23 protein-coding genes and 1 tRNA gene are annotated in these 23,429 nt (G+C 69.5%); 8 read left to right on the forward strand and 16 right to left on the reverse strand.

Annotation, left to right across the window (positions count from 1 at the left end):
- Positions 1-3: 3 nt before the first annotated feature.
- Positions 4-3,510: a chromosome segregation protein SMC gene (gene smc / locus ACI2K6_RS02140; protein ID WP_404567934.1), complete on the reverse strand. Its 3,507-nt coding sequence runs from the start codon at positions 3,508-3,510 to the stop codon at positions 4-6.
- Between the two features lie 368 nt (positions 3,511-3,878).
- Between smc and ACI2K6_RS02145 the strand changes: the two genes are divergently transcribed.
- Both ACI2K6_RS02145 and ACI2K6_RS02150 read left to right on the forward strand, forming a co-directional pair.
- On the forward strand, positions 3,879-4,130 hold the full coding sequence (locus ACI2K6_RS02145) for a hypothetical protein (protein ID WP_112614470.1): 252 nt from the start codon (positions 3,879-3,881) through the stop codon (positions 4,128-4,130).
- A gap of 48 nt (positions 4,131-4,178) precedes the next feature.
- Entirely contained in the window at positions 4,179-5,306 is a 1,128-nt protein-coding gene (locus ACI2K6_RS02150) for a GNAT family N-acetyltransferase (RefSeq protein WP_274177801.1), read from the forward strand.
- On the opposite strand, the gene mutM is transcribed toward ACI2K6_RS02150, so the two are convergent.
- From mutM to ACI2K6_RS02180, 6 genes are all read right to left on the reverse strand, one after another.
- Positions 5,254-6,150, reverse strand: a complete 897-nt coding sequence (gene mutM, locus ACI2K6_RS02155) for a bifunctional DNA-formamidopyrimidine glycosylase/DNA-(apurinic or apyrimidinic site) lyase (protein ID WP_274177800.1) — start codon at positions 6,148-6,150, stop codon at positions 5,254-5,256. The genes ACI2K6_RS02150 and mutM overlap by 53 nt on opposite strands.
- Positions 6,143-6,835 carry a ribonuclease III gene (rnc, locus tag ACI2K6_RS02160; RefSeq protein WP_404567937.1) on the reverse strand — a complete coding sequence of 231 codons (693 nt, stop codon included), beginning with the start codon at positions 6,833-6,835 and terminating at the stop codon, positions 6,143-6,145. Before rnc ends, mutM begins: the two co-directional genes overlap by 8 nt.
- 11 nt (positions 6,836-6,846) lie before the next feature.
- Complete coding sequence (gene rpmF / locus ACI2K6_RS02165; protein WP_019179169.1) at positions 6,847-7,056, reverse strand: 50S ribosomal protein L32; 210 nt, start codon at positions 7,054-7,056, stop codon at positions 6,847-6,849.
- Between the two features lie 2 nt (positions 7,057-7,058).
- Complete coding sequence (locus ACI2K6_RS02170) at positions 7,059-7,556, reverse strand: DUF177 domain-containing protein (protein ID WP_112615121.1); 498 nt, start codon at positions 7,554-7,556, stop codon at positions 7,059-7,061.
- Between the two features lie 105 nt (positions 7,557-7,661).
- Positions 7,662-8,159, reverse strand: a complete 498-nt coding sequence (coaD, locus tag ACI2K6_RS02175; protein ID WP_112614462.1) for a pantetheine-phosphate adenylyltransferase — start codon at positions 8,157-8,159, stop codon at positions 7,662-7,664.
- Positions 8,160-8,168: 9 nt separating this feature from the next.
- The gene (locus ACI2K6_RS02180) at positions 8,169-10,328 is read right to left on the reverse strand and encodes an ATP-dependent DNA helicase RecG (RefSeq protein WP_378718435.1); all 2,160 of its coding nucleotides are present in this window, start codon (positions 10,326-10,328) and stop codon (positions 8,169-8,171) included.
- Between the two features lie 57 nt (positions 10,329-10,385).
- On the opposite strand from ACI2K6_RS02180, the gene ACI2K6_RS02185 reads away from it, so the two are divergent.
- Both ACI2K6_RS02185 and rsmD read left to right on the forward strand, forming a co-directional pair.
- Complete coding sequence (locus tag ACI2K6_RS02185; protein WP_404567940.1) at positions 10,386-11,000, forward strand: 1-acyl-sn-glycerol-3-phosphate acyltransferase; 615 nt, start codon at positions 10,386-10,388, stop codon at positions 10,998-11,000.
- Positions 10,997-11,593: a 16S rRNA (guanine(966)-N(2))-methyltransferase RsmD gene (rsmD, locus tag ACI2K6_RS02190; RefSeq protein WP_404567942.1), complete on the forward strand. Its 597-nt coding sequence runs from the start codon at positions 10,997-10,999 to the stop codon at positions 11,591-11,593. Before ACI2K6_RS02185 ends, rsmD begins: the two co-directional genes overlap by 4 nt.
- Here rsmD and thiL read toward each other — a convergent pair.
- Positions 11,563-12,561, reverse strand: coding sequence for a thiamine-phosphate kinase (gene thiL / locus ACI2K6_RS02195; protein WP_404567944.1), 999 nt, complete (start codon positions 12,559-12,561; stop codon positions 11,563-11,565). The two genes, rsmD and thiL, sit on opposite strands and share 31 nt — an antisense overlap.
- 54 nt (positions 12,562-12,615) lie before the next feature.
- Between thiL and ACI2K6_RS02200 the strand changes: the two genes are divergently transcribed.
- Complete coding sequence (locus tag ACI2K6_RS02200) at positions 12,616-13,128, forward strand: DUF3515 family protein (RefSeq protein WP_112614452.1); 513 nt, start codon at positions 12,616-12,618, stop codon at positions 13,126-13,128.
- Here ACI2K6_RS02200 and ACI2K6_RS02205 read toward each other — a convergent pair.
- The 7 genes from ACI2K6_RS02205 to ACI2K6_RS02235 form a co-directional block, all read right to left on the reverse strand.
- Positions 13,118-14,227: a D-alanine--D-alanine ligase family protein gene (locus ACI2K6_RS02205; protein ID WP_269266427.1), complete on the reverse strand. Its 1,110-nt coding sequence runs from the start codon at positions 14,225-14,227 to the stop codon at positions 13,118-13,120. The two genes, ACI2K6_RS02200 and ACI2K6_RS02205, sit on opposite strands and share 11 nt — an antisense overlap.
- On the reverse strand, positions 14,127-15,263 hold the full coding sequence (locus ACI2K6_RS02210) for an NAD(P)H-dependent glycerol-3-phosphate dehydrogenase (protein WP_404567947.1): 1,137 nt from the start codon (positions 15,261-15,263) through the stop codon (positions 14,127-14,129). Before ACI2K6_RS02210 ends, ACI2K6_RS02205 begins: the two co-directional genes overlap by 101 nt.
- Positions 15,253-16,017 (reverse strand): 1-acyl-sn-glycerol-3-phosphate acyltransferase, encoded by a 765-nt coding sequence (locus ACI2K6_RS02215; protein ID WP_112614448.1) that lies wholly within the window; start codon positions 16,015-16,017, stop codon positions 15,253-15,255. The genes ACI2K6_RS02210 and ACI2K6_RS02215 overlap by 11 nt, the downstream gene beginning before the upstream one ends.
- 3 nt (positions 16,018-16,020) lie before the next feature.
- Positions 16,021-17,388 (reverse strand): UDP-N-acetylglucosamine 1-carboxyvinyltransferase, encoded by a 1,368-nt coding sequence (gene murA, locus ACI2K6_RS02220; protein WP_282502508.1) that lies wholly within the window; start codon positions 17,386-17,388, stop codon positions 16,021-16,023.
- A 71-nt stretch (positions 17,389-17,459) separates the two neighbouring features.
- Positions 17,460-18,056, reverse strand: coding sequence for a 3-isopropylmalate dehydratase small subunit (gene leuD, locus ACI2K6_RS02225; protein WP_404567949.1), 597 nt, complete (start codon positions 18,054-18,056; stop codon positions 17,460-17,462).
- Positions 18,057-18,058: 2 nt separating this feature from the next.
- Positions 18,059-19,507 carry a 3-isopropylmalate dehydratase large subunit gene (gene leuC, locus ACI2K6_RS02230; protein WP_404567950.1) on the reverse strand — a complete coding sequence of 483 codons (1,449 nt, stop codon included), beginning with the start codon at positions 19,505-19,507 and terminating at the stop codon, positions 18,059-18,061.
- 151 nt (positions 19,508-19,658) lie between these two features.
- A complete protein-coding gene (locus tag ACI2K6_RS02235; protein WP_112614442.1) occupies positions 19,659-20,732 on the reverse strand; it encodes a TerC family protein in 1,074 nt (357 codons plus the stop codon).
- Between the two features lie 116 nt (positions 20,733-20,848).
- On the opposite strand from ACI2K6_RS02235, the gene ACI2K6_RS02240 reads away from it, so the two are divergent.
- The gene (locus tag ACI2K6_RS02240) at positions 20,849-21,409 is read left to right on the forward strand and encodes an RNA polymerase sigma factor (RefSeq protein ID WP_404567952.1); all 561 of its coding nucleotides are present in this window, start codon (positions 20,849-20,851) and stop codon (positions 21,407-21,409) included.
- Complete coding sequence (locus ACI2K6_RS02245) at positions 21,406-22,524, forward strand: DUF4349 domain-containing protein (RefSeq protein ID WP_404567954.1); 1,119 nt, start codon at positions 21,406-21,408, stop codon at positions 22,522-22,524. The genes ACI2K6_RS02240 and ACI2K6_RS02245 overlap by 4 nt, the downstream gene beginning before the upstream one ends.
- Before the next feature lie 69 nt (positions 22,525-22,593).
- Here ACI2K6_RS02245 and ACI2K6_RS02250 read toward each other — a convergent pair.
- Positions 22,594-22,669 (reverse strand) — tRNA-Glu (locus ACI2K6_RS02250).
- Between the two features lie 121 nt (positions 22,670-22,790).
- On the opposite strand from ACI2K6_RS02250, the gene ACI2K6_RS02255 reads away from it, so the two are divergent.
- Complete coding sequence (locus ACI2K6_RS02255) at positions 22,791-23,429, forward strand: MBL fold metallo-hydrolase (RefSeq protein ID WP_404567956.1); 639 nt, start codon at positions 22,791-22,793, stop codon at positions 23,427-23,429.

Here is a 23,429-nt window from a genome sequence, read left to right on the forward strand (position 1 = left end):
CCCTCAGCCTACGGCGCCCGCGCGCTCCCGAACGCGCTGACCGACGACCGCCGACACTCCGTCCTGGCGCATCGAGACGCCGTAGAGCGCGTCCGCGATCTCCATCGTGCGCTTCTGGTGCGTGATGACGATGAGCTGGCTCGATTCGCGGAGCTGTTCGAACACGCCGAGCAGGCGTCCGAGATTCGCGTCGTCGAGCGCTGCCTCCACCTCGTCGAGGATGTAGAACGGGCTCGGCCGCGCCTTGAAGATGGCCGTCAGAAGAGCGACAGCGGCGAGAGAACGCTCGCCGCCCGAGAGGAGCGACAACCTCTCGATCTTCTTGCCCACAGGGCGCACCGCGACCTCGATGCCGGTCGTGAGCGGGTTGTCGGGATCGGTCAGCGAGATGCTCCCGGTGCCCCCGGGGAACAGGATCGGGAATACCTCGCCGAATGCGACCTTCGTGTCCTCGAAGGCGGCCAGGAAGATCGTCTGCATCCGCTCGTCCAGCTCGCCGATGATCGTCAGCAGGTCCGAGCGGGTCTGCGTCAAGTCCGCGAGCTGTTCCGTGAGGAACGCGTGCCGCTGCTCGAGCGCGGCGTACTCTTCCAGCGCCAGAGGGTTCACGCGCCCGAGCTGCGCGAGCTTCCGCTCCGCCTCCGCGAGGCGACGGCGCTGAGCGGCGCGATCGAAGGGCACCGGCTCGCCGGAATCGTCGAGGGCGGGGTGGTCCGGCCCATATTCCGAAACGAGAATGTCCTCGCCGAAGCCCAGTTCCGACCCGACGCGTTCGAGCAGACTCGTCACGTGCAGCTTCTTCTCGTGCATCTGCATCTCGAGTCCGTGCACCGACTCGGTGAGGGCCGAGAGCCGGCTGCGCGCCGACTGATCCTGGCGGCGCAGCTCGGTGAGCTCGCTCGTGATCTCGCTCCGCGCCTGCTCAGCCCTCCCCAGTTCCACGCGGGCGGCGGCGACGGACCTGTCGATCGATTCGAGCAGCGGCGGCAGTTGTGCGGCGACGGCATCCGCGATCGCACGCTGCTGCCGCCGGATGACGGCGCGTCGGGCGGCCTCGGCGGCGGCGGCGCGCTCTCGCTCGCGCTGGCGTTCGAGCTGAACCACGCGGGCCTCGCCGGCTCGCACGCGCTCTCGCAGGGTCTCGACGTCGAGGCGTGCGCGCATCTCGCGTTCGCGAGCCTGTTCGAGGGCTTCGAGAAGACCGTCACGCGCCGATGCGTCGAGGATCGGGCGCGGCGCCGCAGCCGCCGCCGCGAGCGCTTCCTCGGCATCGCGGGCCGCGGACTCGGCCTCGGTCGCGGCGGAGACGGCCGGCGCGATGCCTGCCTCGAGCCGGTCGCATTCTGCGATGGCCGCCTCGTACCGCACGGTGGCTCGGTTGAGCTTCTCCGCGTCGGCCGCGAGCGCCGCATCGTGAGCACGCAGCGTCTCGAGCGCTGTCCTCGTCCGGGCGCGAGCCTCGGTCCAGGCTGCCTGCGCATCGGTCAGCGACTCCCGGAGCGCGTCGGCGACGACGGTCATCTCGCTCAGCCGGTCAGCCGCCGCGTCTCGCTCCGCGGCGAGTTCGAGACGTGACCGGCCCTCGCCGGATCCGGCTCGGACCGTGCGCCACGAGACCAGCTCGCCCTGCTTGGTCACGACGACGGCGCGTCCGCGTTCGCTCGCCGACCATGCATCGCGGATACGGACTGCTGTCTCGAGGTCATCAGCGACGAGCACGTGCTCGAGCTGGCCGACGACGCCGTCGGGCCCGCTGACGACGTCGATCGCACGCACAGCGCCCGGCACGGCGTTGACAGCCTCTCCCCGGTCGGCATGCGCGAGGACGATGTCGACGACACCGAGGTCGTCCTCGGCAGCGGTGGCTGCCGCCCGCAGCGCTGCGGGCACATCGGCGGCGAGCACGCCCTCGGCCAGCGCCCCCAGCGCCGCAGCGACAGGCGCTTCGTATCCCGGTTCCACCTTCAGGGCGTCGGCGACGAGTGACCGCAGCCCATCGTCGCCGCGCGACAGCAGATCGGCGGCCGCGTTGCGGACCTCGAGCGCCCGCCCGAGCGCAGCCGTCTGCGCCGTCAGCGACTCGACCTCGCGCTCGGCCGCGTGCAGCCGCTCACGGATGCCCGCGAGCGTCGTCTCCGCCTCCGTCGCCTCGCGCTGAGCGCGCTCGTACGCAGCCGTGTGCTCGGCGGAGCTCGCCTCGGGAGCCGCTTCGGACTCAACCTGCTCGAGGGCCGCCTCAGCCTCCGCGCGCCGCGTCCGTGCGGCGTCCAGCCCCCGCTGCTGCCGTTCGACCGTCGCGCGCAGAGCTTCCAGGCGCGACGCGGCGGCGTCTGCTCGGCCGCGGAGCTTGGTCAGCCGCATGTCGTGCTCGGAGACGAGAGCGCTCTGCGCGGCGATGTCGGAGTCGAGAGCATCCAACTCGGCACGCGCTCGAATCACATCCCGGGATGCCGCGGCGGCGGCATCCTGCGCGTCGCCGACGCCCGAAGCGATCTCGTCGACCTCCTGGCGGGCCTCGTCGATCGCCCCCTGTCCGACCGTGGCGACCTCGATCGAGAGCTGGCCGTCGTCCTCGAGAAGAGCGCGGCGCTGCGCCGCGAGCGTGTGCAGTCCGCGCACCCGCTCCTGGACCTGCTCGAGCGCGAACGCGGTGGCGCGTGCCCTGTCGACGGCCTCGGATCGCTGCTCGGCCTCGAGCTCGTCGATGCGTCGTTTGACGCCGTCGAGCCGGTCCTGCAGCACGAGGCGTTCGGCGTGCCGCTCGTGCTCGTCGCGTGCATGGTCGGCGAGCTGGGAGCGCAGCGCGACGAGGTCGTCGGCGTACAGCCTCGCCTTCGCGTCGCGGACGACGGCGGCGATCGTCGCGGCTTCACGTGCGATCTCGGCCTGCTTGCCGAGGGGCTTCAGCTGCCGCCGCAGTTCGCCCGCCAGGTCGCTCAACCGCGTGAGATTGGCCTCCATCGCCTCGAGCTTGCGAACCGTCTTCTCTTTGCGGCGGCGGTGCTTCAGAATGCCCGCCGCTTCCTCGATGAAACCGCGCCGGTCCTCCGCGCTCGCCTGCAGCACGGTGTCGAGCCGGCCCTGCCCGACGATCACGTGCATTTCGCGACCGAGACCGGAGTCGCTCAGGAGCTCCTGCACGTCGAGCAGTCGGCACGTCTCGCCGTTGATCGCGTACTCGCTCGATCCGTTGCGGAACAGCGTGCGGCTGATCGTCACCTCGGCGTACTCGATCGGAAGCACGCCGTCGTGGTTGTCGATCGTCAGCTGGACCTCGGCGCGACCGAGCGGACCGCGCGTGGCAGTGCCGGCGAAGATGACGTCTTCCATCTTCCCGCCGCGGAGGGTCTTGGCTCCCTGCTCGCCCATGACCCAGGCGAGCGCGTCGACGACGTTCGACTTGCCCGAGCCGTTGGGCCCGACGATGCAGGTGACGCCCGGCTCGAGCACGAAAGTGGTCGGTTGGGCGAACGACTTGAAGCCCTTGAGCGTGACGCTCTTCAGGTGCATGTCGGGCCCTCCCGGCGCTCGGTGGATGCCCACACGCTACCGGAGGATGACGAGCCGGACTTGACGCCGCACCGGGCGGACCGCTAGCGTCACTTCCCGCATCCCTGACGAAAGGAGGTTCCCCGATGTTGATTTCTGTCACCGCGTTTAACGCAGTTGCTGTTCGTTCCGAGCACCGCGACCGTTTCTCCTGCGTGATCGGTGGAGCCGCCGTCATGGGTGCTCCGCTGAACGTCTGAGTCCGCGAGTCCCTCGCCCCGTTCCGCCTCTCCGCCCGCGCGACACCTCGCGCCGGGCCGCAGCCGACGGCTGCACCTGCGACGCACATCGTCGCCATCGCACGTCCGCCCTCTTCGAACGAGGACACCATGAACACCGTCGTACAACGACGTCCCGAGGTCGCGCCTGCGCGGCCCGCCATTTCCGAGCAGACGGCTCTCGGCCGTCCGACCCTCGCCCAGCGCCTTGCGCTGCGCATCGCACTGCGCCTCATCGTGTGGAGCGCGAACCGCGGCGCCAGCTCTGCGCCCGAGGTCGCGTACCGCCGCGAACAGCTCGCCGCCCGCGAGGCGCGCGAGCGGCACTGGGAACGCGCGTACCTGCTCACTCCCTACCGTTGATCCGCGTGGGGTCTCGGTGACGAGACCCCACGCCGCCGAAAGAGAATCATGAACGACATCACTGCGCGGCTCGAGCTGCGCCCCCTCCGCATCCCCGAGAGGATCGATGCACCGGACGCCGCGGATTTCTGCGAGATGGTGCGCGTGCGCAATCTCGTGTATCGCGAGATCACCGGCGGCGATGACGATACCGCCCGCCCCGACGAGCTGCTCCCCCACTATCGCCCGAGCCCGGACGAGACGAGATTCAGCTGGCTCGCGGTATGGGACGGCAGAGTCGTCGGGCGCGTGGGGCTCGACATCCCCCACGAAGCCGGATCCGACAGCGCGTACTGGCTCATCGAACTCCTGCGCGAGGTGCGCGGACTCGGCATCGGTTCGCAGGCCCACGCGCTCGTCGAGCGGACCGCCCGCGACCATGGCCGCCACGTTCTGCAGACGTACGCCGAGCATCCCGATGAGCCGGGCGACAGGCTGGCCGCACCGACGGGGTACGGCGACATTCCGCGCGACCATGCCGCGCGCTTCCTGCTGCGTCACGGCTACACGCTCGAGCAGATCAATCGGAAGAGCGTGCTCGATCTGACCGACTCCGCCACCGTCGTCGATGATCACCTGGCGAAAGCCACGGTGGCGGCCGCCGGCTACCGCGTGGTGCGATGGACCGCGCCGACGCCGCCGGAGTTCGTCGAAGGGTACGCCTGGCTCAAGTCGCGCATGTCGACCGACGCCCCCGCCGCCGGCCTCGAGGTGGACGAGGAAGAGTGGGATGCCGCGCGCCTGGCCCGCCACGATGCGCGCTACGTCGAAGCGGACCAGACACTGCTCGTGACCGCGGCGCAGCACATCGAGACCGGCGAGCTCGCGGCCTTCAACGAACTCATGATCGGCTCCGACCGCACCGGCGCGACCCATCAGCACGACACGCTCGTGTCGGCGAGCCACCGGGGCCACCGGCTGGGAATGCTCGTGAAGTGCGCGGGCCTCGTCGCGTGGCGCGACATCGCCCCCGAATCACCCCGCGTCATCACCTACAACGCCGAAGAGAATCGCCCGATGCTCGACATCAACGAGGCCCTCGGGTTCCGCCCGCTGTCATACGAGGGCGCTTGGAAGAAGCGGCTCAGTGGCGACGACGCTGGCAGCGCGGGCAGTAGTGCGATGAGCGATTCGTGAACGCGACCCGGACGATGGCCGAGCCGCACCGCGAGCACTCCGCTCCGGTGCGGCCATAGGCCTCGAGCGAGTGCGCGAAGTAGCCGGCCTGGCCGTTGACGTTGACGTACTGGGCGTCGAAGCTCGTGCCGCCTTCGGCGAGAGCCTTCGTCATCACCGCGACGACGGCCTCGAGGAGGCGCTCACGCGCGGGCCGCGAGAGGAGGGATGCAACGGTCTCCGGATGGACGCGGGCAGCCCACAGCGCCTCATCGGCGTAAATGTTGCCAATGCCGCTGACCACGCCCTGGTCGAGGAGGACGCGCTTGATGCCGGACGACCGCCGGGCGAGTTCCCGATGGAACCGCGGAGCGTCGAACGCGGGGTCGAGGGGGTCGCGGGCGATGTGCCGCACCTGCCCCGGGATCAGTGCCGCATCCGTTCCGCGCCCGGCTGGTGCGCCGTCCACCGTGGGTTCGAGGTCGTCCACCGCGAGAGAGCCGAAGGTCCGCTGGTCGACGAACAGAACGGAGAGCTCGCCGTGCTCCGGGTGCACGATGTCCCAGCGGATGCGTTCGTGGCGCTCGGTCGGCGCACCGGGCTCGCGCAGCAGCATCTGCCCGCTCATTCCGAGGTGGGCGATGACCGCACGCTGAGTGCCCTCTACGGGAAACCAGAGGAATTTGCCGCGTCGCGCGGCGGCGGTGAGGGAGCGGCCGGTCAACTCCTGCTCGAACGACGCCGGCGTTCCGACGTGGCGCGTTAGCGCGCGAGCGTCGAGCACCGTGCACGCCTCGATCCGTGCGCCGACGACGGCCGGCTCGAGACCGGCGCGCACGACCTCGACTTCGGGCAGCTCAGGCACGGGCAGACAGCACATGCCACACAGCGAGGGCGGCCGCCATCTCGGCCTGCTTCTTGCTGCTTCCCACGCCCTCGCGTGACACGTCCCCGACGGTGACGGTCGCGGTGAAGACCCGGTGGTGGTCGGGTCCCGAGGCCTCGATGCCGTAGACCGGCGGCGCAACGCCCAGGTGAGCGGCGAGCTCTTGCAGGGAGGTCTTCGGGTCCATCGCCGCGCCGTAACGCGCGGGGTCCGCCAGAAGTGGCGCGACGAGACGGAGGACGAGTTCCTGCGCCCGCTCGGGACCGGCCGAGAGGAAGGCCGCTCCGATCACGGCCTCCATGGCGTCGGCGAGGATCGAGTCTTTATCGCGCCCGCCGGTCTGCGTCTCGCCGCGGCCCAGCTTGATGTGGTCGCCGAGCCCGATCGTCCGAGCGACCTCGGCCAGGGCGATCGTCGACACGACGCTCGCGCGACGCTTGGCCAGCGCACCCTCGTCGAGATTGGGATGCGTGCGGAAAAGATGCACGGTCACGGCTTGGCCCAGGATCGAGTCGCCGAGGAACTCGAGACGCTCGTTGTGAGGCGTCCCGCCGTTCTCGTACGCGTACGAACGGTGGGTGAGGGCAAGCGACAGAAGCTCGGGGTCGATGTCGACCCCGAGCTTGTCGGTGAGCGCGGAGCGCTCGGTGGTGTTCTCAGTCACGCCGCGCGTCGTCAGACGTCAGCGACCTTGCGACCCTTGTACTCGAGGAACAGCTCGGTGCCCTGCGAGTCGGTGACGACCTTCGCCTGGTGGGGGCGGCTGTAGACGACCTTGCCGTTCTCGATGGTCTTGACGAGCGTCGGAGCCTCGGCCTTCCACTGCGCGCGACGCGAACGCGTGTTGGAGCGGGAGACCTTCCGCTTCGGGGGGTTACCTGCCATGGCTAGCTCTTCTCTGTGTCGGGCGCGACGCGGTGGTCTGCGTCGTCGTGGTCTGGGGTGTAGGCCGTCAGCGCGGCCCAGCGCGGGTCGATCTGCACCTGCTCCGCAGGTTCCGCTCCCGGCGTCAGCTTCTCACCCGTGACCGGGTCGAGCCCGGGGCAATCCGGCTGACACACCGGTTGGAACGGAAGCGCCAGGACGATCGAATCCCTGACCGGAGTTTCAAGATCCACGTGGTCGTCTTGAACCTCGAAGTCGGACGCTTCGTCCCCAGAATACCCGAAGAGCTCCTGAAACTCGATTCGGAGGGGGCGTGTCAGTTCCGTCAGGCACCGACCGCAGACGCCGTCATACACGGTGTCGGCCTCAGCGGTGGCCAGGATGCCCTCGTGCACCGACTCGAGGCGCACCTCGAGATCGATCGGCCGGCCCGCGGCGACCGAGACGAGACCCTCGCCCCACTTGTCGGGCGCGGGCACGCTGAACGCGAACTCCCGCATCTCCCCCGGCTGGCGCACGATGTCGCGCACGGGGATGACGAATGGTCCGGTGACGTGCTTTCTACCCACGATCGACCATGCTAGTCGCCGTGGCGTCGAGCGGACTCAGATGCCGCGGGATCCCGTGTCGAGGAACCGCGCGACGGGGCCCGGCACGAAGGGCGACACGTCGCCGCCGAGCGAGGCGACCTGCCGCACGAGCGAGCTCGACACCAGCGCGTGCGCGGGGTCGGGAAGCAGGAACACGGTCTCGATCTGAGCGAGGTGCCGGTTGACGATCGCCATCGGCGTCTCGTAGGCGACGTCGACCTGCGACCGGATCCCCTTGACGAGGATCCCGGCACCGACGTCGGTCGCGTAGTCGACGAGCAGTCCCATGCTCCACGCCGCAACGACGATCTCACCCTCGATCCCGGCCTCGTCGATCGACTGCTCGAGAAGCGCCTGACGCTGCGCGATGGGGAGCATCGCTTCTTTGCCGGGGTTGTGGACGACCAGGACGTGGAGCTGGTCGTACAAGGCAGCGGCCCGACGGATGACGTCGAGATGGCCGAGGGTCGGCGGATCGAAGGAGCCGGGCACGACCGCGATCCGGTTGCTCATGGTCTGAGCCTAGTTCCTGTGGAGCGCGCCGCGCTCGTCCTCGCCCAGGCGCCGCGCAATGGCTGCGGCGAGCCCGGGATGCTCCGACAGATCGGGGTCGTTCTGCAGCACGGATGCGGCTTCGTCGCGCGCCTGCGCGATCAGGTCGGCATCCGCGACGACTCGCAGCAGACGAAGCGATGACCGCGCACCTGACTGAGCATCGCCGAGGACGTCTCCCTCGCCCCGCAGCTCGAGGTCGACCTCTGCGAGGGAGAAGCCGTCGGTCGTGGCCGCGACGGCCTCGACCCGTGACCGCGCCGCCGTATCGGGGTCTGCCTCGGTGACCAGCAGACACAGCCCGGGCACGCTGCCCCGGCCGACGCGGCCGCGCAGCTGATGAAGCTGCGACACTCCGAATCGTTCAGCCTCGAGGATCACCATGGTCGAGGCGTTCGGCACGTCGACGCCGACCTCGACGACTGTCGTGGCCACGAGCACGTCGATCTCACCGCGGGCGAACGCCTGCATGACGGCATCCTTCTCGTCTGCGGGCATCTTGCCGTGCAGCGTCGCGACGGTGAGGTCGGCGAACGACGGATGCTGTGCGAGCATCGCGGTGGCCTGAACGACTCCCCAGCGAGTCCGCGTCCGCGTGCCGTCTTCGAGCATGCCAGCGTCGTCGGTGTCGTCGACCACGGCCTTCTCGGCGTCGATCGCCGCACACACGACGAAGGCCTGTCGTCCCTGAGCGACCTCTTCGGCCACGCGCTCCCACACCCGGCCGAACCAGCCCGGCTTCTCGGCCAGAGGCGCGACGAAGGTGGAGATGCCCGCGCGCCCGGTCGGCATCGTGCGGATCGTCGACACGTCGAGGTCTCCGAAAACGGTCATCGCCACGGTGCGCGGGATCGGCGTCGCCGTCAGCACGAGCACGTGGGGCGAGGTGCCCTTCGCGCGGAGCGCCTCGCGCTGCTCGACGCCGAATCGGTGCTGCTCGTCGACGACGACCAGGCCGAGGTCGGCGAACGTCGTCGACGCACTCAGCAGCGCGTGGGTGCCCACCACGATCCGTGCCTGGCCGGATGCTGCCCGCAGGGCAGCCTTGCGCCGCTCAGCGGCCGGCTGCGCCCCCGTGAGCAGAGTGGGCATCAGCTCGGGGGCGAGCCGCGGCCCCAGCATCTTCGCGATGGATCGCACGTGCTGCGCCGCGAGGACCTCCGTCGGAGCGATGAGTGCCGCCTGCCCGCCGGACTGCGCAACCTGCAGCATGGCGCGAAGAGCCACGAGCGTTTTACCCGAACCCACCTCGCCCTGCACCAGCCGGTTCATCGGCCACTCGTTCACGAGATCGTCGGCGATCACGTCGCCGACGGCGATCTGATCGGGGGTGCGCTCGAAGGGCAGAGCGGCGTCGAACTGCTCGAGAAGGTCTCCCGCCGGTCGGGCAGTGGCGGCGAGTCGCCGCACCTGGATGCGGTGCTGCAGGAGCGCTGCCTGAAGGACGAAGGCCTCGTGCATGCGGAGGGTCTCGAACCCCGGCCGCACGTGCTCGGGGACGGTCGGGGTGTGCACCTGAACGAGCGCCGTCCGGGCATCGAGGAGCTGACGCCGTTCACGCAGCTCGTCGGGCAGCGGATCGGCCACGTCACCGAGCCGCGCGATGACGTCGGCGATGATCTTGCGCAGCTGCCAGCTCGTGATGGTGCTGGTGGCGGAGTAGATGGGGATCGGTTCGAGGCTTCGCGCGACCGCCGTCACGCGCGCCTCGACCTCGTCGTCGAAGAGCTCGTAGTCGGGGTGGGCGAACTGCTGCTTTCCCTTGAACACCCCGACCTTGCCCGAGAAGATGCCCTGTCGCCCGACTCGGAGCTCTTGGAGACGCCACTTCTGTCCGAAGAACGTCAGCGTCGCTTCGCCGACGCCATCGCTGATCACGACCTCGATGAGCGACCCTCGGCGCTGACGCATCGGACGCTCCGAAACCGATTTCACCTCGGCGACGATCGTCGCCATCTCCCCCACGGGCAGCGACGAGATCGGGGTCAGCTCGCCGCGGCGGGCGTAGCGACGCGGGTAGTGCGCGAGGAGGTCACCGACCGTCGACATCGCGAACGCACGCGAGAGCGTCGCGGCGACCTTCTCGCCCACGGCCTGCGGCAGCGGGGTATCCAGGTCGACCTGCGGCATGGAGTCGAGTCTAGGCAGGAGGTCGGACACGCTGCCGCCAGGCTTTACGGTAAGAGCATGCTCCGACGCGCGATCGCCCGCATCTTCTGGACGTTCAGCCGCTGGCGCCTCGTCAGCACGCCCGCACCCACACGACCCACCATCCTCATCGGTGCGCCGCACACCTCCAACTGGGATTTCGTGCTCATGCTCGCGATCGCGTGGCGTCTGCAGATCCCGGTCCGGTGGCTGGGCAAGAAGAGTCTGTTCCGCGGCTGGCGGAGCGGTCCGATGCGTCGCCTCGGCGGCATCCCCGTCGACCGGGACGACCCCTCGCGCGTCGTCGGAGATGTCCTCGCGCAGATCGCGGCGGGCGAGGTGTTCGGTCTGGTCATCACCCCGGACGGGACCCGCACCTCCCGTACCGGCTGGAAGTCGGGGTTCTACCGCATCGCCCGCGCCTCGGGCCTGCCGGTGACGCTCGGGTACGTCGACCGCACCACCATGACCACCGGCCTCGGGCCGACCATCGAGCTCACGGGCGACGTCGCCGCCGACATGGCCGTCATCCGCGAGTTCTACGCCGACAAGTCGGGGTTCCGCCCCGAGCTGCGTAGCGAGCCGCGCCTCCGCGACGAGAACGGCGGCAGCGCCGGCGACGAGGCCGCGGAACATACGGCGGGCCCGTCATGACACGCATCATCGCCGGCGCCGCCGGATCGCTCGTGCTGCGGGTTCCCGACCGCGGCACCCGACCGACGAGCGACCGGGTCCGCGAGTCGCTCTTCGGGGGGCTCGATGCCTCGGGCGTCCTCGACGGCGCGCGCGTGCTCGACCTTTACGCCGGTTCGGGTGCCCTCGGTCTCGAGGCCGTCAGTCGGGGCGCGGCGTCCGTCGACCTCGTCGAGAAGTCGGCGTCGGCGGCCGCGGTGACCGACCGCAACGCGCGAACCGTCGCTCGGGCCGTCGGCTCGTCGGCGGTCCGGGTCCATCGCAGCAGCGCCGACGCGTTCCTGCAGTCGGCATCCGGGCCCTTCGACCTCGTGTTCATCGACCCGCCTTACGACCTCGATGACGAGGCCCTCGCGATCACTCTCGCACTGCTGGCCGACGTCACCGCGCCAGGGGCGGTCGTCATCGTGGAACGCGCGAGCCGCTCCCCCGAGCCGCGCGTTCCGGCGCAGCTCGAACCGCTGCGCAGCAAGCGTTACGGCGATACCGCACTGTGGTGGTACGAACGCGCGGACAACGGTGGTCAGCCGCCCGCGCCGTCCCAGTCGCGGTAAGGGTCCCATCCGCCGGCCGAACGTTCCGGCCTACCGTCCACGGTGAGCGGGTCGAGGCCGGCCTGCTTCACCGAGCCGATGCGACGGAAGCCCGCGGGAAGCACCGTCCCGTCGGCGAAGGTCGCGAGGAGCGCATGATCCTCGCCGCCGCGAAGCGCGCGATCGCCGTCCGGGCCGAGCGTGCTCCGCTCGAGATCGATCGTCACGCTCGAGGCCTGGCCGAGACGACGAGCATCACGCACCAGGCCGTCGGACACGTCCATCATCGCGGTCGCGCCTGCTCGCGCCGCAGCTGTGCCGGACCCGATCGGTGGACGCGGGCGGAGCTGCCCCCGCACCGCGACGCGCTCGGACGGGCTCAGCGCAGCGTCATCGACGGCGATCGCCGCACCCCGCTCATCCCGGAACCGATCGAACAGGATGTCGAGACCCGCGGCAGCGAGACCGACATCGCCGCAGATCGCCACGATGTCACCGGGGCGTGCCCCGGAGCGCAGCACCGGAGCCCGGCCCGGGTCGAGCTCGCCGACCGCGGTGACGGCGATCGTGAGCGTATCGGAGCTCGTGAGATCGCCTCCCTCGACCCGGCATCCCGGGGCGAGCTCGTCGCACGCCTCTCGAAGCCCGGAGGCGAGTTCGCCGACGAACCCGATGCTCGTCTCGGGCGGCATGGCGAGAGCGACGAACAGGGCGACGGGTCGGGCACCCATCGCGGCGACGTCCGCGAGGTTGACGGCCGCAGCCTTCGCGCCGAGGTCTCGCCCGGACGACCAGGCCAGCCGGAAGTCCGGACCGTGGATCAACGTGTCGGTGGTCACCACGACGCGTGCATCGGCGAGCCGCAGCACCGCGGCATCGTCGCCCGGCCCGACGAGCGCCTGGCCCGGGCCTAAGCGCTGGAGGATGTGCGCGAGCACAGCCTCTTCCGACAGGGAGCCGACGGGGGTGGCGGGATCGACGTCGGGCATGGTCCCACGCTACCCCGGCGGTCGTGGCCCCTCACGGCCCAGTACCCTGGAGGGATGCCGCTCCGCCGTACGATTCCCGCACTCGTCCTGGCCTCGGTGACTCTCGCCCTCGCCGGCTGCGCCGGGACCGTCAACGTCCCCGCGGCCCCGGAGGCGAATGCTCCCGAATGCGCAGACCTGATGGTTCGGCTTCCGCAGCAGGTCGCCGGCGCAGAGCGCCGCTGGACGGACAGCCAGGCAACGGCCGCGTGGGGCGATCCGGCGACCATCATCTTCTCGTGCGGTGTCGCCTCTCCCGGGCCCACGACGCTTCGCTGCGAATCGGTCGCCGGCGTCGACTGGGTCATCGACGAATCGGAAGCGCCGCGCTTCCGTGTCGTCACGTACGGGCGAAAGCCTGCGGTCGAGCTCTACTTCAACACCGAGACCTCGGCCGAGGTGCAGGGCGTATCGAGTCGAGAGGTCCTCGACGAACTGTCACGGGTCGTGTCGCGGCTGCCCAGCGACGGGGGTGCATGCGTCGACCGTGCGGAGGCGACCCCCGTCCCCTCGCCCGTCAGTCCCTGACGGCGCGCCCGACGGGCCGGGAGAGCGCGACCTCGATCAGCTCGGCGATGAGGTCGCTGTAGCTGAGGCCGGAGGCGATCCAGCACTTCGGGAACATCGAGATCGGCGTGAAGCCCGGCATCGTGTTGAGCTCGTTGACATACAGGCCATCGGCCGTCTGGAAGAAGTCGACGCGCGCGAGCCCGCGGCCGTCGACGGCGGTGAATGCGGCGACCGCCATGTTCTGGAGCGCCTCGATCTCGTCAGCCGTCACATCGGCCGGACAGACGACCTCCGCGCCGTCACCGCCGAGGTACTTGCCCTCGAAGTCGTAGAACTCGCGCGTTGTGAGCACGATCTCCCCCGGCAGTGACGCTCGGGCGGAGTCTTCGCCGCGCCCCTCCAGAACCGCGACCTCGACCTCGCGGCCGACGATCGCCGGCTCGATCAGCACCTTGCCGTCTTCCGCGAACGCCAGCTCGAGGGCCGCGTCGAGCTCGGCCGCCTCGTGGACCTTCGACACCCCGACGCTCGATCCGGCGCGCGCCGGCTTGACGAAGCTCGGAAAGCCGAGGCCTGCGGCATCCACACGAACACCGTCGGGGTCTCGACGCCACCGGGTCTCTTCGACGGTGACCCAGGGAGCGACGGGGATGCCGGCAGCCTGCAGCACGATCTTCATGAAGTGCTTGTCCATGCACAGGGCGGAGTCGAAGACCCCGCCGCCGGCGTAGGGCAGCTGCAGCGTGTCGAAGAACCCCTGGATCGTGCCGTCCTCGCCGTGCGGACCATGCAGGATCGGCAGCACGACGTCGATCTCGCCGAGCGCCTCGACGGAGCCGTCGTCGCGGCGCACCCGGAGCTCTCGCCGGCCGCCGGGCTCGGGCCACAGGATGCGCGTGCCGTTGTCGACGACCTCCGGCATACGTTCCGGGTTCAGCGCGAACTTATCGGCGTCGTCGTCCTCCAGGACGAACGCACCCTCGCGCGTGATCCCGACGGGGATCACGCGGTAGCGCTCACGATCGATCGCGCGCAGGACCCCGGCCGCCGTTGCGGAACTGATCGAGTGCTCGCTGGAACGCCCGCCGAAGAGCACCGCTACTGTTGTCGTCGCCATGGGGGGTCCTCTCGCCGGTCGGCTTGTCGTCGTCGGTGGTCAGGTGGGGCGCGATGTCGCGCGGGTTCATGGTGCCGTCGAGGACCATCTTGACCTGCTCGACGATCGGCATCTGCACTCCCGCCGCGCGCGCCAGTGTCAGGACGGGCGCGACCGAGGCCAGGCCTTCGGCGGTCTGGTCCATCTGCTTCACGACGTCCTGGAATGAGTAGCCCTGCCCCAGCAGACGCCCGGCCGTGTTGTTGCGGCTCAGGGGCGACTGGCACGTCGCGATGAGGTCGCCGAGGCCCGCGAGTCCCTGAAGGGTTTCGGGGTGAGCCCCCTGCGCCACGGCGAAGTCCGTCATCTCGACGAGACCGCGCGTGATGATGGACGCCTTCGTGTTCTCGCCGTACCCGACGCCGTCGACGATGCCGATCGCGACGGCGATCAGGTTCTTCAGCACACCGCCGAACTCGGTGCCGATCACGTCGGTGTTCACGAACGTGCGGAAGTAGGAATTGCGTGCGCGCAGCGCGACCGCCTCAGCCGTCTCCTGGCTCGCAGACGCGATGACGGCGGCCGTCGGCTGTTCGCGTGCGATCTCGAGGGCGAGATTCGGTCCGGATGCGACCGCGATGCGGTTCGGGTCGCAGTCAAGCCCCTGCTCGATCACCTGGCTCATTCGCAGGCCTGTGCGCTTCTCGACGCCCTTCATGAGGGAGACGACGGGCATCGTTCCGCCGGCGATGAGGGGCCGGATGGCCGTGAGGTTCTCACGCAGCGCCTGACTCGATACGGCGAGGTACACCTGCTCGGCGCCCTGCAGCGCCTCCGAGAGATGGTGGGTGGCCGTCATGGAACGCGGGAGGTTGATGCCCGGCAGATACCGGCTGTTGCGCTTGCCTTCGCGGATCTCATGCGCGAGCTCGGCACGGCGCGCCCACATCGTGACCTGGGCGCCGCCGTCGGCGAGCACCTTGCCGAACGTGGTTCCCCAGCTACCCGAACCGATGACGGTGACCCGGGGTCCGGAGGTCTCGGGCTTACGGCTCAAGGCGACCCGTCTCCTTCTGGCCGTGCTGTCCCGGGTTCCAGCGCTCGGCGGGCGGGGTCTCGCCGCGAAGCTCGCCGAGCAGCCCCGAGATGCGGGCCATCACGGCGTCCGTTCCCGCCACCAGCTGCGTCGGCGACGGAGTCACGCCCGGTTCGAAAGGAAGCTCGACGCGCGGACCGAAGCGCACGCGGATGCGCTTGCGCAGCGGCCAGGCGCTGAACTTCCCGTAACGCGGGAGGATCGACTGAACGCCCCACGTGGCGACCGGGATGATCGGGATGTCGCCGGCCGCCGCGACCCGGACGGCACCCGACTTCCCTCGCATCGGCCACAGATCGGGCTCGCGCGTCAGCGAACCCTCGGGATACACGATCACGCCGCGACCGTCGGCCACGAGCTCGGCGGCCTGCGAGATCGCCTGGCCCGCCGCCGAGGCCGACGTCGTCCGCGAGACGGGGATCATGCCGAGGCCCTTCAGCACCGCACCCACGACGGGCACGCGGAAGAGGCTCTCCTTCGCCATGAATCGCGGTGCCCGGCCCAGGCGCCAGGTCGCCACTGCGATGACGATCGGGTCGAACTCGCTGTAGTGATTGGGCGCGAGGACGTACGGGCCCTCCTCCGGAAGATGCTCCCCGCCCTCGATCTCGATCCGGGCCAGCAGACCGACCGCGGGCACGACGAGGGCCGCGGCCAACCAGAACGGGGTCGGCTTCGTCTTCTCCGCGGACGCGCGACGGCGGTTGTGCGACACGCGTCAGCCGATGATGTCGAAGTCGGCGCCGAGCGCCTCGAGCTTGTCGAAGAACTTCTCGTAGCCCCGGCGGATGATCCCGACGTTGCGGACGACCGACGTTCCCTCGGCCGCGAGAGCCGCGATGACGTAGCTGTATCCGCCGCGCAGGTCGGGCACGACGACATCCGCACCGTGCAGCGGCGTCGGGCCCGTGATGACCGCGGCCTGCTCGAGGGCGCGACGCGGGACGCGACGGTCCGGGCTCGCGATGCCCTCGGGGTGCACCACGATCTGCGCGCCCATCTTGTTCAGCGCCTGAGTGAAGCCGAGACGGTTCTCGTAGACCGTCTCATGCACGGTCGAGACGCCTTCGGCCTGAGTCAGGGCGACGATGAGCGGCTGCTGCCAGTCGGTCATGAATCCGGGGTGGACATCCGTCTCGACCGAGACGGGACGCAGCGCGCCGTCGCGACGGAAGCGGATGCCGTCCTCCTGGATGTCGAAGTCGCCTCCGGCCTTGCGGAAGACGTTGAGGAAGGTGAGCATCTCCTGCTGCTTCGCACCGCCGACGAAGATGTCGCCGTCGGTCGCCAGGGCGGCGCACGCCCATGAGGCTGCTTCGTTGCGATCGAAGATCGACCGGTGGTCGTACCCGCGGAGCTTGTCGACGCCCTCGATGAAGATCACGCGATTCGGCTCGTAGGAGATGATCGCGCCCATCTTCTGCAGCACGGCGATCAGGTCCATGATCTCGGGTTCGATGGCGGCGTTGCGCAGCTCCGTCGTGCCCTTGGCTCGCACCGCAGTCAGCAGCACCTGCTCGGTGGCGCCGACGCTCGGGTAGGGCAGGTCGATGTCCGCACCGTGAAGTCCCTCGGGCGCCGAAAGACGGATGCCGTTGGGCTGCTTGTCGACGATCGCGCCGAACTTGCGGAGCGCGTCGAGATGGAAGTCGATGGGGCGGTCCCCGATTCGGCATCCGCCGAGGTCGGGGATGAACGCCTGGCCGAGCAGGTGCAGGAGCGGCCCGCAGAAGAGGATCGGGATGCGCGAGGCGCCGGCGTGCGCGTCGATCTCCTCGAAGCCGGCCGATTCGGCCCCGCTCGGGTCGAGCCGGTACGTGCCCTCGCCGTCGTCGGCGACCGTCACGCCGTGCACCTCGAGAAGGGACCGGACCACGGCCACATCGCTGATGTCAGGAACGTCGCGCAGGACGCTCTCGGTCTCGCCGAGCAGCGAGGCAACCATGGCCTTCGTCGCGAAGTTCTTCGCTCCCTTGACGTCGACACGTCCGACGAGGGGCCGCCCGCCCCGGATCTCGAGGATCTCGCCGTCTTCGCGACGGTTGCCGTTCTCCGATGCGGACGGCTCACTCGGCGGAGTGCTCATGCAGGACTTCCTCACTTGGTGATCGAGGGCGGGGCGGATCTTCGCCCCACGGTTCAGGGCGTGATCCGGGGCTACGCGACGGGGAGTGTCCGGGGTCGCCACGCCTCGCGGCGCGCCTCGAACTGCGCGATCGCCTCTTCATTGCGCAGCGTGAGCCCGATGTCGTCGAGTCCTTCGAGGAGCCTCCAACGAGTGTAATCGTCGATCTCGAACGGGACTCGGAGGTCGCCGAGAGCAGCGACGCGTGCCTCGAGATCGACCGTCATCCGCACCCCCGGCTGCGCATCCACGGCAGCCCAGATCGCCTCGCGATCCGACTCCGAGACGACACCGGCGAGGAGGCCCTGCTTGCCCGCGTTGCCGCGGAAGATGTCGGCGAACTTGGGTGCCAGCACGACGCGGAATCCGAAGTCGCGCAGCGCCCACACCGCATGCTCACGGCTCGATCCGGTACCGAAGTCGGGCCCGGCGACGAGGATCGACGCCCCCGCGAAAGCGGGCTGGTTCAGCACGAACTCGGGGTCCTGACGCCAGTTGGCGAAGAGCGCGTCCTCGAAGCCGGTCTTGGTGACGCGCTTCAGGTAGACGGCCGGGATGATCTGGTCGGTGTCGACGGCGGAGCGCTTGAGCGGTGCGACGACACCGGTGTGGGTCTCGAACTTCTCCATGGTCAGGCCTCGACCTTCTCGCGTGCGGGCAGATCGCTCGGCGATGCGAGGCGCCCGAGCACAGCGGTGGCGGCGGCCACGAGCGGCGACACCAGGTGCGTACGGCCGCCCTTGCCCTGGCGTCCCTCGAAGTTGCGGTTGCTGGTCGACGCGCAGCGCTCGCCCGGAGCGAGCTGGTCGGGATTCATGCCCAGGCACATCGAGCAGCCGGCGAAGCGCCACTCGGCGCCGAATTCCGTGAAGACCCGGTCGAGCCCCTCGGCCTCCGCCTCGAGCCGAACGCGGGCGGAGCCCGGAACGACCATCACGCGAATTCCGTCAGCCTTCGTGCGCCCCTCGATGATCGACGCGAACGCGCGCAGGTCTTCGATGCGGCTGTTGGTGCACGAACCCATGAAGACGGCGTCGACCGGGATCTCCTTGAGCGGAGTACCCGGCTGCAGGTCCATGTACTCGAGCGCGCGTTCAGCCGCCGCCTTCTCGTTCGGGTCGCTGAAGTCGTCGGGCGAGGGAACCGTCGCACTGAGCGAGACGCCCTGGCCGGGGTTGGTTCCCCACGTGACGAACGGCTCGAGCTCGGCCGCATCGATGAAGATCTCGGCGTCGTAGACGGCGCCCTCGTCGCTGGGGAGCGTGCGCCAGTAAGCGACGGCGTCATCCCAGTCCTGCCCGGTCGGCGCGTGCGGGCGACCCTTCACGTATTCGAAGGTGATCTCGTCTGGGGCCACCATGCCCGCGCGGGCACCCGCCTCGATCGACATGTTGCACATGGTCATGCGCCCCTCCATGGAGAGGGCGCGGATGGCGCTGCCGCGGTACTCGAGCACGTAGCCCTGGCCGCCGTTGGTGCCGATCTTCGCGATCACGGCGAGGATGATGTCCTTCGCCGTCACGCCTTCCTTCAGCTCGCCCTCGACGGTGATCGCCATCGTCTTGAACGGCTTCAGCGGCAGGGTCTGCGTCGCCATGACGTGCTCGACCTCGCTCGTGCCGATGCCGAACGCCATCGCGCCGAACGCACCGTGCGTCGAGGTGTGGCTGTCGCCGCACACGACCGTGATGCCCGGCATCGTGAGGCCGAGCTGGGGTCCGACGACATGGACGATGCCCTGCTCCGCGTCGCCGAGCGAGTGGAGGCGGACGCCGAACTCCTCGGCGTTGCGCCGAAGGGTCTCGATCTGCGTTCGGCTCGTGAGGTCCGCGATCGGCTTGTCGATGTCGAGCGTCGGGGTGTTGTGGTCCTCGGTCGCGATCGTCAGGTCGAGGCGCCGCAGCGGACGCCCCTCGGCACGCAGACCGTCGAAGGCCTGCGGGCTCGTGACCTCGTGCACGAGGTGCAAGTCGATGTAGATCAGGTCGGGCTGACCGTCTTCACCCTTGACGACGAGGTGGTCGTCCCAGACCTTTTCGGCGAGGGTGCGCGGGCGCTCGGGAGGGGTGGGAATGCTCATGGGTTTCGTTCTCCTTGCGAACCGGGATCAAGCCCACGACGGACTCCGCGGCGAGGAGGGGCTCAGAACGAGACCTCGCCGCGGCCGCTAAGGAGAAGGCGAGCGATCCGCATGCGGTCAGAATACCACCGGGCGCCGCGGCGGCGTCCGGTCACGAGCGCTCGTCGTCGCGCGGGTGCGGCTGCTCGACCGTGGGGGGCGTGCCCTGCTCGTCGGCGACGGCGGCCGCAGCCTGGGTCGGGCCGGCCGCGTCGCGGTCGTGCCGCGCGGCGATCAGACTGGCGACGGTCGCGACGAGCATGGCGCCGATGATGACGCCGAGCGACACCCACGTCGAGATCTCCGGCGCCCAGGCGATCCCGTCGCCGCCGTTGATGAACGCGAGCTCGTTCTCGTGCATCGCGTGGAGAATCAGCTTCACGCCGATGAACGCGAGGATGAACGCGATGCCGTAGTGCAGGTACTTGAGCCGGTCGAGCAGATCGCCCAGCAGGAAGTAGAGCTGGCGCAGCCCCATCAGCGCGAAGATGTTCGCGGTGAACACCAGGAACGGGTCCTGCGTGATGCCGAAGATCGCTGGGATCGAGTCGAGGGCGAACAGCAGATCGGTGACGCCGATCGCCACGAAGACGATGATCATCGGGGTGAACATCCGCTTGCCGTTCACGACGGTCCGGACCTTGGGGCCGTCGTACTCGTCGGAGATGTCCACCGTGCGACGGATGATGCGGACGAGGAAGTTCTCCTTCTTCACGTCGTCGTCGTGGTCGCCCTCGGGCAGCGCCTGCTTGATCGCCGTGTAGATGAGGAAGGCACCGAAGATGTAGAACACCCAGCTGAACTGCTCGATGATCGCCGCCCCCGCGAGGATGAAGAGACCTCGAAGCACCAGCGCGATGATGATGCCCACCATCAGCACCTTCTGCTGATACCGGCGCGGAACCGAGAACTGGCTCATGATCAGGACGAACACGAAGAGGTTGTCGATGGAGAGGCTGTATTCGGTCAGCCATCCGGCGACGAACTGTCCGGCGTGCTCGACGTCTGCGACGGCCCAGAGGATGCCGGCGAACACCAGCGCCAGGGAGACGTAGAACAGCACCCACAGCGTCGATTCCTTCGGCGACGGGATGTGGGGCCGCTTGACGATGATGAGCAGATCGGCGACGAGCACGAGCACCAGAACGACGAGCGCGACGATCTGGAACGGCACGGGGAGGTCCATGCGAGCCTTTCGGGGAGGAAGCCTCCCGAGACTACACCCCGGCTCCCCCGCGGCCCGGGTGTGAGACGGTTCGCGACGACGCGACACTGATGGGATGAGGGAAGGAACTCAGACGCATGGTCGACACGATCACACGCGGTGATGCCGAGCTCGTCGAAGCTGCGGCGTCCGGAAGTGAGCACGCCTTCCGTACGCTCTATCGCGCCTACGTGCGACCGGTGTACTGGCTCGCGCATGGCCTGCTGGGCGATCGCGTCGAGGCCGAGGACGTCACGCAGGAGACGTTCCTGGTGGCGTGGCGCAAACTGCCCGAGCTCGAGCTGGCGGGCGAGTCGCTGCTGCCGTGGCTCGTAACCATCTGCCGGTTCCAGTGCGCGAACCGCATCCGCCGACGGCAACGGGAACGACGCCACACGACGGATGAGGACGCCGCCGAGGTCGCCGACACGGTGGACGTCGAGCGGCAGGTCGTGCGGAGCGATCTCGTCGAACGCATCCTCGCGGCCGTCGGCTCGCTGAGCCCCCTCGACCAGGACATCTTCCGGCTCTGCGCCGCGGAGGGGTTCGCGTATCAAGCAGCAGCCGACCAGCTCGGCGTCAGCCACGGGACGGTCCGGAACCGGCTCTCCCGCATCCGCACATTCGTCCGCTCGAGCGTTGAACCGGAGCAGTCATGAACGATCTACCCGCCCTGGATGACAGCCGTATCGATGCGATCGAAGAGGCTCTGTTCGCGGACATCTCGCGCGAGCGGGCCGAACGCCGCGCCTCGGCTGAGCGGACCGCGGCGCAGCGGACACGACGGCGGCGGGCCTGGTGGGGCGTGTCCGGCGCCGCAGCAGCCGTGATCGTCGTGGCCGCGGCCATCGCGCCGCAGCTGACGAGCAGCAGCGGCGGGGTATCCTCCGTCGCGCCCGCCACAGCCCCGGAGGGGTTCTTCGGCACGATGGAGAACGGCGAAGTGTCGCGAGACGCCGGCGACTCGGCGGCGCAGCCCGAGCCGTTCGCGTTGGACGGCTCGACCGATGAGGGGTCGGCCTCCGGCGCCGTGTCCGACTCCCCCGCCGGGCGCGACGTCATCGCCACAGCGTCCGCCACAGTGATCGCCGACGATCCCCGTGACGCGGCGGAATCGATCGCCGAGGCCGCCGTCGCCGCGGGCGGCTATGTCGAGTCGATGAGTCTCGGGGGCACGGCGGCGGGCGCGCTGCCGTACGCGGATGACCGCGCGGTCTGGCCTGCCTCCGCCGGCTCGGCCTGGGTGTCCGTCCGGGTTCCCGCAGCGAGCCTCGAGGAGGCCATCGCTGCGCTCGCGGACGTCGGCGAAGTCGAGAGCTCGCAGGTCTCACGCGACGACGTGACAACGCAGACGACCGACCTCCGCGCCCGGGTGGCCGCCGGGCAGGCATCGGTCGAACGGCTGACGGAGCTCATGGGCGAAGCCGGGTCGGTCGCCGACCTCATCGCGGCGGAGTCTGCTCTCGCGGACCGGCAGGCCGAGCTCGACTCGCTGCGGCAGCAGCTCACCGCGCTCGAGTCGCAGGTCACCCTGTCGTCGCTCACGGTGCAGCTGCAGACCCCGGCCGAGAAGGTGGACGCCGATCCCGCGGGCTTCGGCGACGGACTCGCGACGGGGTGGAACGGGCTCATCGCCACCTTCAACGGGATCGTCGTGGCGCTCGGGTTCCTGCTGCCCTGGCTCGTCGTGATCGGTCTCACCGCCGCGCTGATCTGGCTCGTCGTCTCGACGACGCGCCGGCGCCGAGCGCGACGGAGCTCCACCGGCGACTGACCTCGCGGGGCCGGAGGCCGGTTCCCGAGAAACGCGAAACGCCCATCCGATCGGATGGGCGTTTCGCAGTGGTGACCCCAGCGGGATTCGAACCCGCGTTACCGCCGTGAGAGGGCGGCGTACTAGGCCGCTATACGATGGGGCCGTACTTTTTTGTCTTCCCCGGGGCTCCGGAGGCAACCGTTAAAGTATGCCACGGGCTCGCGCATCCGGCAAAATCGAGGCCCCCATTGCCCTCTCGGGCGTGTCGGGCGTTGACTGAGGGCATGCATGTCACCAAGCACGAACACGCCTGCCTGCGCCTCGAGCGCGACGGCAAGACCCTGATCATCGACCCCGGCACGTTCACCTCGCCGCTCGAGGATCTGCATGACGTCGTGGCTGTCGTCGTCACGCACGAGCACCCCGACCACTGGACGTCGCAGCACCTGTCGACGATCCTCGAGCAGTTCCCGAACATTCCCGTCTACGGCCCGGAGGGTGTCGTGCGTGCGGCCGCGGGGTTCGACATCCGCGAGGTCTCCCCCGGCGACAAGCTCGAAGCGGGTCCGTTCAGCCTCGAGTTCTTCGGCGGACGCCACGCGGTCATCCACGAGTCGATCCCGGTGATCGACAACGTCGGCGTCCTCGTCGACGACGCGTTCTACTACCCCGGTGACTCGTACGCCGTGCCCAAGGGAGCGAAAGTGGAGCTTCTGGCGGCGCCCGTCGGCGCCCCCTGGCTGAAGATCGGCGACGCGATGGACTTCGTGCTCGAGGTCAAGCCGCAGCGGGTCTTCGCGACCCACGACATGACTCTCTCACCGGCGGGCCTCGCGATGGGGCGCGAGCGGCTGACGTGGGCGGCCCAGCAGAACGGCGGCGGCTTCGTCGCCCTGGACCCGGGCGACTCCACCGACATCTGA

Origin of the sequence: Microbacterium sp. NPDC006705 (assembly GCF_044903545.1) — a bacterium.
GTDB lineage: Bacteria > Actinomycetota > Actinomycetes > Actinomycetales > Microbacteriaceae > Microbacterium > Microbacterium plantarum.